At 72.7% G+C, this 13,565-nt stretch carries 16 protein-coding genes; 12 read left to right on the forward strand and 4 right to left on the reverse strand.

What is annotated here, in order from left to right; all coding sequences use genetic code 11:
- Positions 1 to 25 precede the first annotated feature (25 nt).
- The 5 genes from KDN32_RS15855 (at position 26) to KDN32_RS15875 (ending at position 5,238) form a co-directional block, all read left to right on the forward strand.
- Positions 26 to 1,018, forward strand: a complete 993-nt coding sequence (locus KDN32_RS15855; RefSeq protein ID WP_211733248.1) for a hypothetical protein — start codon at positions 26 to 28, stop codon at positions 1,016 to 1,018.
- Positions 1,015 to 1,980, forward strand: coding sequence for a hypothetical protein (locus tag KDN32_RS15860; protein ID WP_211733249.1), 966 nt, complete (start codon positions 1,015 to 1,017; stop codon positions 1,978 to 1,980). Before KDN32_RS15855 ends, KDN32_RS15860 begins: the two co-directional genes overlap by 4 nt.
- Positions 1,981 to 2,178: 198 nt before the next feature.
- Positions 2,179 to 3,219, forward strand: coding sequence for an LLM class F420-dependent oxidoreductase (locus tag KDN32_RS15865; RefSeq protein ID WP_211733250.1), 1,041 nt, complete (start codon positions 2,179 to 2,181; stop codon positions 3,217 to 3,219).
- Positions 3,207 to 4,097, forward strand: coding sequence for an oxygenase MpaB family protein (locus KDN32_RS15870; protein ID WP_211733251.1), 891 nt, complete (start codon positions 3,207 to 3,209; stop codon positions 4,095 to 4,097). The genes KDN32_RS15865 and KDN32_RS15870 overlap by 13 nt, the downstream gene beginning before the upstream one ends.
- Entirely contained in the window at positions 4,090 to 5,238 is a 1,149-nt protein-coding gene (locus KDN32_RS15875; RefSeq protein ID WP_211733252.1) for an acyl-CoA dehydrogenase family protein, read from the forward strand. The genes KDN32_RS15870 and KDN32_RS15875 overlap by 8 nt, the downstream gene beginning before the upstream one ends.
- Positions 5,239 to 5,245: 7 nt before the next feature.
- Here the strand turns inward: KDN32_RS15875 and KDN32_RS15880 are convergent, their stop codons facing one another.
- The gene (locus KDN32_RS15880; RefSeq protein WP_211733253.1) at positions 5,246 to 5,590 is read right to left on the reverse strand and encodes a hypothetical protein; all 345 of its coding nucleotides are present in this window, start codon (positions 5,588 to 5,590) and stop codon (positions 5,246 to 5,248) included.
- A gap of 76 nt (positions 5,591 to 5,666) precedes the next feature.
- Between KDN32_RS15880 and KDN32_RS15885 the strand changes: the two genes are divergently transcribed.
- From KDN32_RS15885 to KDN32_RS15900, 4 genes are read left to right on the forward strand one after another with little or no spacing between them, the layout of a single operon-like run.
- On the forward strand, positions 5,667 to 5,882 hold the full coding sequence (locus KDN32_RS15885; protein ID WP_211733254.1) for an amphi-Trp domain-containing protein: 216 nt from the start codon (positions 5,667 to 5,669) through the stop codon (positions 5,880 to 5,882).
- A 46-nt stretch (positions 5,883 to 5,928) separates the two neighbouring features.
- On the forward strand, positions 5,929 to 6,717 hold the full coding sequence (locus KDN32_RS15890) for a DinB family protein (protein ID WP_211733255.1): 789 nt from the start codon (positions 5,929 to 5,931) through the stop codon (positions 6,715 to 6,717).
- Positions 6,718 to 6,738: 21 nt separating this feature from the next.
- Positions 6,739 to 6,999, forward strand: coding sequence for a hypothetical protein (locus KDN32_RS15895; protein ID WP_211733256.1), 261 nt, complete (start codon positions 6,739 to 6,741; stop codon positions 6,997 to 6,999).
- A 51-nt stretch (positions 7,000 to 7,050) separates the two neighbouring features.
- On the forward strand, positions 7,051 to 7,416 hold the full coding sequence (locus KDN32_RS15900) for a nuclear transport factor 2 family protein (RefSeq protein ID WP_211733257.1): 366 nt from the start codon (positions 7,051 to 7,053) through the stop codon (positions 7,414 to 7,416).
- Here KDN32_RS15900 and KDN32_RS15905 read toward each other — a convergent pair.
- Together KDN32_RS15905 and KDN32_RS15910 are read right to left on the reverse strand one after the other, a co-directional pair.
- Positions 7,388 to 8,344, reverse strand: a complete 957-nt coding sequence (locus KDN32_RS15905; RefSeq protein ID WP_211733258.1) for an NAD(P)/FAD-dependent oxidoreductase — start codon at positions 8,342 to 8,344, stop codon at positions 7,388 to 7,390. The genes KDN32_RS15900 and KDN32_RS15905 overlap by 29 nt on opposite strands.
- Positions 8,341 to 9,582, reverse strand: coding sequence for a flavin monoamine oxidase family protein (locus KDN32_RS15910; RefSeq protein ID WP_211733259.1), 1,242 nt, complete (start codon positions 9,580 to 9,582; stop codon positions 8,341 to 8,343). Before KDN32_RS15910 ends, KDN32_RS15905 begins: the two co-directional genes overlap by 4 nt.
- A 146-nt stretch (positions 9,583 to 9,728) precedes the next feature.
- Between KDN32_RS15910 and KDN32_RS15915 the strand changes: the two genes are divergently transcribed.
- Positions 9,729 to 10,253 carry a metallophosphoesterase family protein gene (locus KDN32_RS15915; protein ID WP_307854157.1) on the forward strand — a complete coding sequence of 175 codons (525 nt, stop codon included), beginning with the start codon at positions 9,729 to 9,731 and terminating at the stop codon, positions 10,251 to 10,253.
- A 104-nt stretch (positions 10,254 to 10,357) separates the two neighbouring features.
- Here the strand turns inward: KDN32_RS15915 and KDN32_RS15920 are convergent, their stop codons facing one another.
- A complete protein-coding gene (locus KDN32_RS15920) occupies positions 10,358 to 10,663 on the reverse strand; it encodes a hypothetical protein (protein WP_249217239.1) in 306 nt (101 codons plus the stop codon).
- Between the two features lie 126 nt (positions 10,664 to 10,789).
- On the opposite strand from KDN32_RS15920, the gene KDN32_RS15925 reads away from it, so the two are divergent.
- Together KDN32_RS15925 and KDN32_RS15930 are read left to right on the forward strand one after the other, a co-directional pair.
- On the forward strand, positions 10,790 to 12,646 hold the full coding sequence (locus KDN32_RS15925; RefSeq protein ID WP_249217240.1) for an AMP-dependent synthetase/ligase: 1,857 nt from the start codon (positions 10,790 to 10,792) through the stop codon (positions 12,644 to 12,646).
- A 1-nt stretch (position 12,647) separates the two neighbouring features.
- Complete coding sequence (locus KDN32_RS15930; RefSeq protein WP_211733261.1) at positions 12,648 to 13,532, forward strand: glycerophosphodiester phosphodiesterase; 885 nt, start codon at positions 12,648 to 12,650, stop codon at positions 13,530 to 13,532.
- Positions 13,533 to 13,565: the final 33 nt, after the last annotated feature.

Genomic DNA, 13,565 nt, shown 5'->3' on the forward strand with positions numbered 1-13,565 from the left:
GGTCCGCGGCACCATGCTCTGGCGCATGACGAAACGGGGGTACGTCGCGGGAGCGCTGGGCGGGCTCGTGCTGCTGGTGGTGCCGCTCGGCCTGGTGCCGTACGTCCTCGACCCGGTGTCGGGTGGAGACCGCTCCACCGCCTCGCCGGTCCAGCAGCGGGTGGCCGGCGACCCCGGGGTCGCCGCGTCCATGTCCTGTGACGACGCAGCCACACCGGCTCCCTCCGCTCCGACCGGCGTCGTGGCTGCGCGGTTGTGCGCGATCGACAACCGCAACACGTCGTGGTTCGGGCCGCAGGACGGGCTGCACTCGAACCTCACGTCCCTGGTCGACCTGCTGGCCTCGCTGGAGCCGCTGCCGGAGTCGACCGACGAGTCGCCGGTCATCTGCACCAACGACGGAGGCAACGCCTTCGACCTCCGGCTCGCGCTCGCCTCCGGCGAGGTCGTCTCGGTCGCCGGTGACACCGGCGGGTGCAGCACCGTGACCATCGGTGGCGAGGAGGTCGGTGGTTCCGACGAGGTCGTCGCGACCTTCATGGACGCGCTGGCCGAGCAGCGGCTCACCACGGAGCCGCCCGCTGACCTCGTCGACCTGCCGCTCCAGTGCGGCCAGGAACGTCCGGACCGGGACCACAGGCTGTCCGTCCTCGGCGATCCCAACGAGCTGGTCCGGGCGGTCACCTGCTGGCGCCCGAACGCCGTCGAGGTCGGGCCGTGGCGTGACCAGCGCCCGGTGCCGCCGCGACTGCTGGCCAAGCTCGTCGACGACCTGTCCGTTCGCAGCGAAGCGCAGGAGGGGTTCGGTGAGCCGGACTGCCCCGGCGGCGACGCGGGCTACTACTGGCAGGACCTGGTCGGGCAGACGCGCTGGGGCGACGTGGTCGCGGTGCGCGGGGTGTGTCGGGAGTTCCTGGCCTCTCCGGTCCGTTCCTGGGAGTACTCCGACGGCTCGCAGTCGCGGTTCTGGCACCCGTCTCCCTCGGCCCAGCGGATCCTCGACGGGCTCCGTCGATGAACCGACGCACGTACGGCATTGGGTTGCTCGGTGCGCTCGCGCTGCTCGCGCTGGTGCTGCCGGTCATGGCGCTGATCTCGGCGCTCGGCGCCGACCGACCGGCGCCCCCGCGCTCGGACGTCGACCGCGCGTACGCGATCAGCGGGGAGCTCACCTGCGACACCGAGGTGACCCAGGTGCCGGTGCTGCCGCTCGAGGCCGAGCCGCTGGCGATGCTGGTGTGCGCCGATCCCGACAGCTCGATGCCGTGGACGGCGCCGACGGACCTGGTCGAGGGCGACCTGTCCCGGCTCGTCGACGTGCTGGACGGGCTCGAGGAGACGCCGGCCGAGCCGTACGACTGCACCTTCCAGGGCGGCCCGGGCTACGACCTCCTGCTGCGCTTCTCGCGCGACCGGTACGCCCGGGTCCACGGGGACACCGGCGGCTGCGGGAAGGTTTCGACGTCCACGGGCGACTACTTCGGGGCCGACGAGGTGCTCGACGCAGCGCTCGCATTGGTCGAGGAGCAGCGCGAGCGCACCCCGGCGCACTCGGCCCTGCCGAGAGCGCCCGACTGTCCGGTGGACGGCGAGCTCGGGCCGGCGTACTCCCTGACGGGCGACGTCACCGACATCGTGGTCGCTGTGTCCTGCTGGCGGACCGGTCGCGGGAAGGATGTGCCGCCGTGGACCGGACCGGCGAAGATCCGGCCGAAGGACCTCGGAACGCTCGTGCACGACATCGAGACCGGCATCGGAAAGCCCGGCACGACCTTTGCCGACCTCGGTTGCCCCGGTGGCCGCAGGACGCTCTATTTCCAGGTCCTCGTCGGCCGGACCGCCTGGGGCGACCTGATCGGGATGTACGGGCAGTGCCACGAGTTCTTCGTGCCCGCGCCCCGGCTCCACCCCGTCGACGAGGCGGTTGCCTGGCACCCCTCCCCGACCTCGCAGCGCATCCTCGACGGCCTCCGCCGTTGAGCCACCCCGACCAGCGGTGCCTGAGCCACAGTCCTGGCGCGGAAAGGGTGGGTGGGACACCGCTCAGCCGCGCGTCGCGCAGGGACATGCCAGAGAGGGGTGGCTGACCCACATTCGCGGCGCCGAGAATGTGGGTGGGACACCGCTCCGCGAGCAGGCGCCCTTCCATTGTGACAGTGAAACTGTCACGATTGCCGCATGCGCCTCGCCACCCTCCTGATGTACGACGGCAACCCGCGCAAGGCGGCCGACGACGTGGTCGCCCTCGAGCGGGCCGGGCTCGACAGCGTGTGGGTCGCGGAGGCGTACGGCTTCGACTCCCCCACGCTGATGGGCTACCTCGCCGCGAAGACGGAGACCGTGCAGATCGGGTCCGGCATCCTCAACATCTACTCGCGCACGCCGGGTGCCCTGCTGCAGACCGTCGCGGGTCTCGACAACGTCAGCCAGGGCCGCGCGATCCTCGGGCTCGGGGTCAGCGGCCCGCAGGTGATCGAGGGCTTCCACGGCGTGCCCTACCGCAAGCCGCTGGCCCGCACCGCCGAGGTCGTCGAGATCATCCGCCGCGGCCTCAAGCGGGAGCCGCTCACCTCCGACGGCGAGTTCCACCTCCCGCTCACGAAGGAGCACGGCGCCGTCACAGGGCTCGGCAAGCCGCTCAAGATCCTCACGAAGGTCGAGCGCGACACCGTCCCGATCTGGATCGCCTCGCTCGGCCCGAAGAACGTCCAGCAGACCGCCGAGATCGCCGACGGCTGGATCCCCCACCTCTTCCACCCCGAGAAGGCCCACCTGGTCTGGGGCGACGCCCTCGCCGCCGGCAACGCCAAGCGGCTCGACGGCCTCGCCCCGCTCCAGGTGATGGCCGGCGGCATGCTCGCGATCGGCGAGGGACCGGAGACCAAGGCCCTGCTCGACTTCGCCCGTCCGATCTTCGCGCTCTACGTCGGCGGCATGGGCGCGAAGGGCAAGAACTTCTACAACGACGTCGCCCGCGCCTACGGCTACGAGGAGGAGGCGGAGAAGATCCAGGACCTCTACCTCTCGGGGAAGAAGAAGGAGGCCGAGGCGCTGGTGCCGACCGAGTGGCTCGAGGCCGCCAACCTCGTCGGCCCCGAGTCGTACGTCAAGGAGCGGATCGCCGCCTTCCGCGAGGCCGGCGTCACCGACCTCAACATCACGCCGGTCAGCGACGACCCGGCCGCAACGGTGGCCCAGGTGAAGGAATGGGTGTCCTGACCCCGCGCGCGCCCGGCCGCCTCGACCACCTCCGCCGGATCCGCACGCTCGACCCGGCGGTCGACCACGACGAGATCCTGCGGCTCACCGCGCGCTTCGAGTTCCCGTGGGACTACTCGCAGGGCACCGGCATCGCGTTCATGCGCGACTACGGCATCCCGTCGATCGCGCGGCTGCTCGACCGGACCCGCGAGTTCGAGGACCACGGCGTCAAGCGCTACGACGACACGATCCTGATCGGCCAGGAGGCGACGCTCGACGGCATCGACTCGCCGCGGTCGCACGCCGCGCTGCGACGGCTCAACCGGATCCACGGCCACTACGACATCTTTGACCACGAGAAGGCCTACGTCCTGGCCACCACCATCGTCGGTCCGGTGCGGTGGATCGAGGCGTACGGCTGGCGCCGGCTCGACCCCCACGAGCTCGCCGCGATCACGAAGGTGACCACCCGGTTCGGCGAGCTGATGGGGCTCAAGGACCTGCCCGACACCTACGACGGCTACCTCGCGCTGCTGCTCGACTACGAGCGCCGGCACTTCGCCCCCACCCCTGAGGCCACCCGCCTCGCCGAGGCGTCGATCCGGATCGCGAGGCAGACGTCGCCCGCACCGCTGCGCCCGCTGCTGCGGCGGGTGACGATCGCTGTGATGGACGAGCCGCTGCGCGAGGTGCTCGGCCTGCCGCGCCAGCCGCGCTGGTTCGTGCGGGCGGTCCGCGGCGGGCTGCGGCTGCGCGGCCGGCTGCTGCGGTTCGCGCCGCCGCGCCGCACGGCGTACGTCCACCGCCCCACGACCTATCCCGGCGGCCACACCCTGGCCGACCTCGGTCCGCTGTCCATGCTCGACGACCTGAACGGAACCCCTCACCATGCCTGAGCGCCCCAGCATCCTCGAGCAGGAGCACGAGGACTTCCGCGCGATCGCGCGCGCCTTCCTCGACAAGGAGGTCGCACCCCACCACGCCGCGTGGGAGGAGGCCGGCGTCGTCGACCGCGAGGTGTGGCGCAAGGCGGGCGAGCGGGGCCTGCTGTGCTTCGACGTCGACGAGGCCTACGGCGGCGCGGGCATCAAGGACTTCCGCTACAACATGGTGCTCGCCGAGGAGGCCGCCCGCGCGGGCGCCTCCGGTCCCGGCTTCGCGGTGCACACCGACATCATCGTCCCCTACATCTCGGCCCTCGGGACCGAGGAGCAGAAGCAGCGGTGGCTGCCCGGCTGCGTGTCGGGCGACATCATCACCGCGATCGCGATGACCGAGCCCGGCGCCGGCTCCGACCTGCAGGGCATCCGCACGAGCGCCGTCGACGCGGGCGACCACTACGTCCTCAACGGCTCCAAGACCTTCATCTCCAACGGCATCCTGTCCGACCTCGTCGTCGTGGTGTGCCGCACCGACCCCGACGCCGGCCACCAGGGCATCTCGCTGCTGGTGGTCGAGCGCGGCATGGAGGGCTTCGAGCGCGGCCGCAACCTGGCGAAGATGGGCCTGCACGCCCAGGACACCGCCGAGCTGTCGTTCACCGACGTGCGGGTGCCGAAGGAGAACCTGCTCGGCGAGGAGGGCAGGGGCTTCGTCTACCTGATGGAGAACCTGCCGCAGGAACGCGTCTCCATCGGCTGCATCGCGGTCGCGGCCGTCGAGCACGTCCTCGACCTGTGCCTGGCCTACGCCAAGGAGCGTGAGGCCTTCGGGAAGCCGATCGGGAAGTTCCAGCACAACCGCTTCGTGCTCGCCGAGATGGCGACCGAGGCCCACATCGCCCGCGTCTTCATCAACGACTGCGTGCTGCGCCTCAACGCCGGCGAGGTCGACACCGCGCTGGCCTCGATGGCGAAGTGGTGGACCACCGAGCTGCAGAAGCGCGTCGTCGACGCGGGGGTCCAGCTGCACGGCGGCTACGGCTACATGGACGAGTACCCGATCTCCAAGGCCTACACCGACTCCCGGATCCAGACCATCTACGGCGGCACCACCGAGATCCAGAAGGAGATCATCGGGCGGATGCTGGGGCTGTGAGGTTGGCTCAGGCGTGCTCGGCGCGGTAGCGCTCGAGCAGCCGGTCGAGCAGCGCCTCCAGCTCGGCGGCGAGGTCGTCCTCGAGCGAGCGGAACGACCAGGTCGCCCGGCCGGTGCGGCAGGCCTGCAGGGTGGGTGAGGCGGCCGCGACGTCGTCGGGGTACCGGTCGGCGATGATCAGGTAGAGCCCGACGTGCCGGCTCGCGCGCTTCACCGCGGCGAAGTAGTCGTGCCCGGTCGCACCCGGCCACACCAGCGCGGGCACGCCGTAGATGGCGCCGTCCACCAGCTCGGGCCGGTGCCGGTCGAGCGCCTGCCAGAGCCTGGCCTCCACCGCCTCGAGGTCCGCCATGGCCCGAGCCTAGACCCCCCGCGCCGCATGGGACGTGGAGGTTTCGGTTGCCCACCCTCTGGCTAGGTTCGGCCCCATGGACCTCTTCGAGATGGACGAGACCCGCACGATGACGCGCGAGGAGGCCGCGGCCCGGCTGCGTGCCCTCGCCGACTCGCTGGCCAAGCACAACTCCGTGGAGTTCGCGCGCGACGGCGGACGGATCACCGTCGCCGTCCCCGACGAGGTGCGCCTCAAGGTCGAGGTCGAGCTCGGCGAGGACAACGAGGTGGAGATCGAGCTCACCTGGTAGTCCGATCCGGACGCGCCTCGACCGGAACGAGTCCTACGGTCGGCCCATGACCGACTTCACCGAGCAGGACCTCACCGGCTCCACCTTCCGGCGCGTCGACCTGTCGTCGACGACCTTCGAGCAGGCCCGCCTGAGCGGAGCTGTGCTGCACGACGTCGACCTCAGCGGCGTGCGGGTGCGCGCGGCGTACCTCGACGGCGTGCGGATGACCGGCGTCGAGGTGCCCGACCTCGAGATCCACGGAGAGATCGGTCGCCTGGTCGTCAACGGGGTCGACGTCGCCGACCTCGTGGAAGCCGAGCTCGACCGCCGGATGCCCGAGCGGGCGCTGATGCGCCCCACCACCGCCGACGGGTTCCGCGAGGCGTTCGACGTGGTCGACCGGCTCTGGGCCGGGACGCTCGACCGCGCCCGCGCGCTGCCGCCCGAGCGGCTGCACGAGCGCGTCGACGGCGAGTGGTCGTTCGTGGAGACCCTGCGCCACCTCGGCTTCGCGCACGCGTGCTGGGTGGGCGGCGTCGTCCTGGCCGACCCCTCCCCGTGGCACCCGCTCGACCTGCCGTGGGACGAGGCGCCCGCGGTCGACGGCGTGCCGTGGGACCGAGACGTACGCCCCTCGCTCGACGAGGTGCTCGCGGTGCGCGTCGAGCGGCGCGCCCTCGTGGCATCGGCGCTCGCCGACCTCGACGACGCCGGACTGGCGCGGCCCGTCTCGTCGGCGACGCCCTTCATGACCGGGGCCGAGGGCCTCGACGTCGCCCAGTGCCTGCGCGTGGTGCTCAACGAGGAGTGGGAGCACCGGCTCTACGCCGAGCGCGACCTCGCGCAGCTCTGAGCACCCGTCACACTCGAGGGCATGACTGTCTACCTCGCCTGGACCGCCGCTGCGCCCGAGTCCCTCGACGGTCCCTGGACGGAGGTGCGCGAGGTCGCGCCCGGCCTGCTGCTGCTCGAGAGCACCGAGCCGCTGTCGCCGGTCTACCACGCGCTCAAGTGGTCACTTCCCGACGATGCTGCCCTCATCGTGGCACCGGTCGACCACACCCCGAAGTCTCGCGGCATGGCGCCAGGCACGACGACCTGGCTGCGCGACCGGACCAGCCCGCAGCATCGCTGAGCACGCCTGGGGTCCTTCCGTCACCCGCCGCGGCGGGCGCACACTGACCCCATGGCCGACACCCTGGGATCCCGATTCGCCCACGCGCTCGCCGTCAAGGACCGCGACGCGCTGCGCGCGCTGCTCGCCGACGACGTCGACTTCAAGGGCCTGACCCCCGGGCGCCTCTGGGAGGCGACCGGTCCCGACGAGGTGCTCGAGGTGGTGCTCGGGTCGTGGTTCGAGGACTCCGACAGCATCGAGCGGGTCGTCGAGGTCTCCGACGGCGACACCGTGGCCGACACCGCCCACGTGTCCTATCGCTTCGACCTGCGCAACCCCGACGGCGACTTCGTCGCCGAGCAGCAGGCCTACTACCGGGGCGGCGACGCCATCGAGCACCTGCGCGTCATGTGCTCGGGCTTCCGCCCGCGCTGAGCCGCTCGGCCAGCACGCGCCCCAGGTACGTGCCCGACAGCCAGGCCGTCTCCACCTTCGGCGTGGCGCCCCAGCCGTCGCCGCACACGCCGACGAGCCGGTCGCCCTCGACCAGTGCGTACGGCTCGTCACGCTCGCCCGTCGGGCGCGCGAAGGTCCAGCGGTGGACGTGGACGTCCTCGGGCTCGGGGACGTCGAGCACCCGGCGCAGCGCGGCCACCATCGCGGGCGCGGCAGGGGGCGGGTCGTCGAGGTGCCCGGACGCGAAGCCGGGCGTGGAGTGGGCCACCAGCACCGGGGCGTCGTCGCCGCGCCGGCGCCCGTCGTCGGCGACCCACGCGAGCGTGTCGTCGCCGTTGACGAACGCGCCGTCGAAGCGGCTGGTCGGGCTCACGCCGTCCCACGTGCGCGACGGCCAGCGGGCGGCGAGCGCGAGCACCGGCTCCCACTCACGGGTCAGCGCAGCCGCCACCGGGTGGTCGCCGACCAGCCGCCGGGCCTGCGGGTCGGGCATCGCGAGCACGACGACCTCGCCGAGCCCGTCGAGGTCCGTGAGGTCCGCACGCTCGACGTCCAGGCTGGTCGCGAGGTCCTCGACGAGGGTCCGCAGGCCGTGGGTCGCGCCCCAGCGGACCGGGCCGGTCTTCACCTCCGGCTCGCCGTCGCCGAGCGCGCAGAAGGTGTCGGTCCACTCCCGCGCGAGGCCGCGTGCCGCCCAGTCGTCGACCACCGCGGCGAAGGCGGCGTCGGACACCGTGAGGTAGGAGGCGCCGAGGTCGGTCCGGCGGTCCCACAGCGTCCGCGAGGCCATCCGTCCGCCCGGGACGCGGCCCCGGTCGACCACCCGGACGTCGAGGCCCGCGTCCTGCAAGGCGCGGGCGCAGGCGACCCCCGCCAGCCCGGCACCGACCACCGTGACGTTGCTCATCGTGCCCCCAGGACGGCGTCGGCCGCGCGCTGGCCGCTGACCAGCGCACCCTGGATCGAGCCGGTGTCGCGGTGGTCGCCGCACACCACCACGCCGTCGACGACGACCGGTCGGGCATCGCGGTAGGGCACTGGCTGGACCGGCAGCGCGTCCGGCACCTCGTGCCGGGCCACGACCTCCCAGCGCGACGGGTCCACCCCCAGCAGGTCGCCGGCGTGGCGACGCATCTCGGCCTCCTCCGGGTTGCGGCCTGCGCCGAGGAGCGCGGACCCCTGCACGAGATGCCGGCCCGGTGGTGCGTACGACGGGGCGGCCCGCGAGACGATCGCGGCGTTGACGAGCGGCCCGGTCGCGGTGCGTCGGGCGTCGACGTGGAGCAGGTCCGTGTCCGGGGCGCCAGGCGCCGCCCACCACGTGGTGACGACGCCCTTCGTGGCGACCTCCGGGACGCCCACCAGTGCGGTCGCCTGCGCGGCACCCGCGGCTACGACCACCTGCCGGGCCGACCACGTGCCGTCGTCGGTCTCGACCGAGGTGGCGGTGACGCGACGGACCGGCTGCCCGAGGCGTACCCGCTCCCCCAGGCTCGCCGCCAGCTGCTCCGGCAGCGCCTGCATGCCGCCGGCCGGGAGCGCCGGCACGCCCCGTACGAACATCCACGTCAGCAGCAGCGCGAACCGGTCGGCCGTGCTGCCGTCGTCCTCGAGCAGCACGCCGGCGAAGAAGCGGTCGACCACACGGCGCAGCAGCCCGTCGACGCCGGCTCGGTCGAGCGCGGTGCGCCGGTCGACGTCCGCGCGCCCCGCCACCACCTCGGACAGCGGGCCGCGCCGCGGACGCAGCAGCGGAGCGGCCCAGCGGGCGAGCGCCGCGACCTCGGCGGAGCGCCCGGCGACGGTGCGCACGGTCCGCGGCAGCAGTCGCGGCTCGCGCGCCGGATGACCCAGCACGGTCAGCCCGGCCTCGGTCCGGACGGCGACACCGGCCCCGAACGGCTGCAGCCCCAGCGCGTCCACGTCGACCCAGCGGCGCACGGCCGGGTAGGCGGGGTTGAGCAGCTGGAAGCCGCGGTCGACGAGGAACCCGTCGACCCGCTCGGTGCGGATCCGCCCGCCGACCGCGTCGCCCGCCTCCAGCACGACCACGTCGCGGCCGGCGGCGACGAGCGCCTGCGCGCACCGCAGTCCGGCCAACCCGGCACCCACGACCACCACGTCGGCGTCCCTGTCGACTCGCATGCCGCGAATCTAGGGCAGCACGCCAACGCAGCGCGCGCACCATGAAGGCAGTTCACGCCCGTCCGGGTGGGTGCCACGCTCAGCGCTCGTCGTCGACCGGCGAACTGCCTGCATGTGCGGTCGTCGAGGTCGGGTTCACTGGTCCCGTGCCGACCCGACTGCTGCTGCTCGCCGACACCCACCTGCCGAAGCGAGCCAAGGACCTCCCCGCACAGGTGTGGGAAGCGGTCGACGAGGCCGACGTCGTGCTCCACGCCGGCGACTGGGTCGACGTCGCCCTGCTCGACGAGCTCGAGGAGCGCGCGGCCCGGCTGGTGGCGTGCTGGGGCAACAACGACCACGGGGCCCTGCGCGAGCGGCTGCCGGAGGTCGCCCGGACCGAGGTCGAGGGCATCCGGATCGGCGTGGTCCACGAGACCGGTCAGACGAAGGGCCGTGAGGAACGGATGGCCGCGACGTACGCCGACCTCGACGTGCTGGTGTTCGGGCACAGCCACATCCCGTGGGACACCACCGCCGCCGGCGGACTCCGTCTGCTCAACCCGGGATCGCCGACCGACCGGCGCCGACAGCCGCACTGCACCTACATGACCGCGGTCGCCGACTCCGGAGCGCTGGACGTCACCCTGCACCGGCTCCCGCCACGGGTGCCCGCGACCGGACGCCGCTGAGCCCCCCACCCGAGAAGGCAGTTCACGCCAGACGGCCCTCGACTCACGCTCAAGCGACGCGGCACGATCGACGAACTGCCTGCTGTGGTGTCGGCGAGAGCCGCTCAGCCGACGCCGTCGCGGCGCTCCTGCAGCCGCTGCTGGGCGTCGGCGAGGAAGGCCAGGCACGGTGCGTCCTCACCCGGGTGCTTCTCCACGAGGTGGAAGGTCCAGCGGTCCATCGCGGCCATGAAGCCGTTGTCGGCGCCGGCGCGATGGGTCGACCACGGCTTGTCGTTGCGGGCCACGCAGGAGGTGCAGCCGATCCGGTAGAGGAACTGCTGGTCACCGTCGAGGTCGATCCTCACGCGGGCGAGCGGACCTGCCTGGGCGGCCGCCCTGCGCTCACGGGCGGAGCGGGTCGCCACCATGTCGTCTCCTCGGGTCCGTGTCGTGCGTGCCCAGTCTCCCGCACGCGCCGGGCGGGCTCTGGAATCTCGCCCACCGTCCGGCCATGATGTGACCCCCGCCACATCCGTCGCCCCGAGGAGACACCCATGGCCACCGAGGTCCCCGCCGATGTCGCAGCCGTCCGCGAGGACTACGAGGCCCGGATCCTCGGCCTCCACATGCCGGCCCTCGTGCGGCGGGCCGCCGAGCGCTTCGGCGACGACCCCGCCTTCTCCGACCGCTTCGACGTCCCCGAGGGCGAGACGTGGTCGACCATCTCCTGGCGCGAGACCTGGGAGCTCACCCAGCAGGTGGCGGCGGCGCTGGTCGCGCTCGGCGTCGAGCGGGGCGACGCGGTCGCGATCATGGCCACCAACCGCACCGCGCACACGCTCGCCGACTACGGCGCGATGACGGCCGCGGCGGTCCCGATGTCGATCTACAACACCCTCGCCCAGGACCAGGTCGCCTTCATCGCCGGCGAGTCGCAGCCGGTCGTCGTCGTGCTGGAGGACCACGACCGCTACCGCCGCTGGGAGCGTGCCCTGGCCGAGGTCGACTCGGTCCGCCACGTCGTGATGCTCGCCGACGCCGAGCGCGTGGACGACCCCCGAGCGATCGCCTGGGCCGACTTCCTCGCGCGCGGTGCCGACACGTCGGGCGTCGAGGAGCGGATGGACCGGATCACCCCGGACCTCCCGGCCACCTACCTCTACACCTCCGGCACGACCGGCAACCCCAAGGGCGTCGTGCTGACCCACCACAACGTGATGTACGAGGCGGTCTCGACGCTCGACGCCGCCGGCCTGCACGGCCAGCAGCGCACGATCAGCTACCTCCCGCTGGCCCACATCGCGGAGCGGGTGCTCGCGACGTGCGGTCCCCCGCTCCTGGGCAGCCACGTGCACGCCATCCCCGACCCCGCCGCGCTGCTCGGCGCGCTCGGCGAGGTCCACCCCACGGCGTTCTTCGGCGTCCCGCGGGTCTGGGAGAAGATCAAGACCGGCATCTCCGCCAAGCTCGCCGAGGACCCCGACCCGGCCAACCAGGAGCTCGTGCGCAACGCGATGGCGGCCGGCCTGGCGTGGACGCAGGCCCACGAGGTCGGCCACGAGATGACGCCGGAGGTCGAGGCGGCCTACGCCGAGGCGGACACCGCGATCCTCGGCTTCCTGCGCCTGCTGCTCGGGCTCGACCAGGTGCAGTGGGCGGCCAGCGCCGCGGCGCCGATGCCGCTCGAGGTCGCGAAGTTCATGGGCGGGCTGGGGCTGCACGTCTACGACGTCTACGGGATGACCGAGACGACCGGGGCGTTCACCTCCAACGGCCCCGGCCACTTCAAGCTCGGCACGGTCGGGCGGGCCAACCCGGGCATCGAGGTGCGGCTCGGGGAGGACGACGAGATCCTGTGCCGCGGCCCGGTCAACACCCCCGGCTACCACCGGCAGGAGTCGGCGACCCGGGCGCTCATCGACGAGGACGGCTGGATCCACACCGGTGACATCGGCCGCGTCGACGAGGACGGGTTCTGGTCGGTGGTCGACCGCAAGAAGGAGCTGATCATCACCTCGGCGGGCAAGAACATCGCGCCGTCCAACATCGAGAACTACCTCAAGGAGTCGCCGATCGTCGGCCACGCGATGGCGCTGGGCGACAACCAGCCCTACGTCGTCGCGATCCTCACCCTCGACGGTGAGATCGCCCCGATGGTCGCGGCCAAGATGGGCATCGAGTTCACCGACCTCGCGGACCTCTCCACCAAGCCGCAGATCCGCGCGATGGCGCAGGCCGCCGTCGACGCGGCCAACGAGCGGCTCTCGCGTCCCGAGCAGGTGAAGGCGTGGGAGCTGCTGCCCCACGAGTGGACCGCGGAGTCCGAGGAGCTGACCCCGACGCTCAAGCTCAAGCGACGGGTGGTCAACGCGAAGTACTCCGACGTGGTCGACTCCCTCTACGCCGGCTGAGGTGCGAGCGGAGCGAGCCTCGAAGCCGGCGTTCGACCTGCAGGCCCACCGCGGGGGTGCCGGGCTCTGGCCGGAGAACACCCTCGAGGCGTTCGGGCGCGCCCTCGCGCTCGGCGTCTCCACGCTCGAGCTCGACGTCCACCTCACGGCCGGGGACGACGTCGTGGTCGCCCACGACGCGACGCTCGCTGACGCCCGGGTGATCCGGACGCTGGCCCGCGCCGACCTGCCGCCCACGATGCCGCTGCTGAGACAGGTCGCGGCCCTGCTCGAGGAGCGCGGGGCCGACCCCGTGCGGCTCAACCTGGAGATCAAGTACGACGCGCTCGACGCGTCCGGGCTCACCAGCCGCGAGCACTTCGTCGCCCTCGTCGTCGAGGCGCTGCGCATCGACGGCCTCGTCGGACGGACCGCCGTGCAGTGCTTCGACTGGGGCGTGCTGGCGCTCGTGCACGACGCCGAGCCGGTGCTGGACCGGAACCTCCTCGTCTCCCCGGCCTACCTGCGACCGCACGGCACCACGCCGTCCCCGTGGTTCGACGGCCTGCCGGTCGACCCCGACTTCGTCGTCACCGCGGCGTCGATGGGGCTCACCGCGATCTCGCCGGTGCACGGCGCGCCCTACCGGTCCGGGGTCGACGACCCGGCGTACCGCCCGTTCACCACCGCCGACCTCGTGGCCGAGGCCCACGCGGCCGGGCTCGGGGTCGTCCCGTACGTCGTCGACGACCCGCCGACGATGCGCCACCTGCTCGCGCTCGGCGTCGACGGGTTGATCACCAACCGGCCCGACCTGTTGCGGGAGGTGCTGGCCGGATCGGGACGCCCGCTGCCACGGTCCTTCGCCCGCCGACGCCCACCACCTGCCGGGGAGGACCCGGTCTAGACCTCCGGGGAATCACCGATGCGCGATGTCGGT

This window comes from Nocardioides palaemonis, assembly GCF_018275325.1.
Taxonomy (GTDB): Bacteria; Actinomycetota; Actinomycetes; order Propionibacteriales; family Nocardioidaceae; genus Nocardioides; species Nocardioides palaemonis.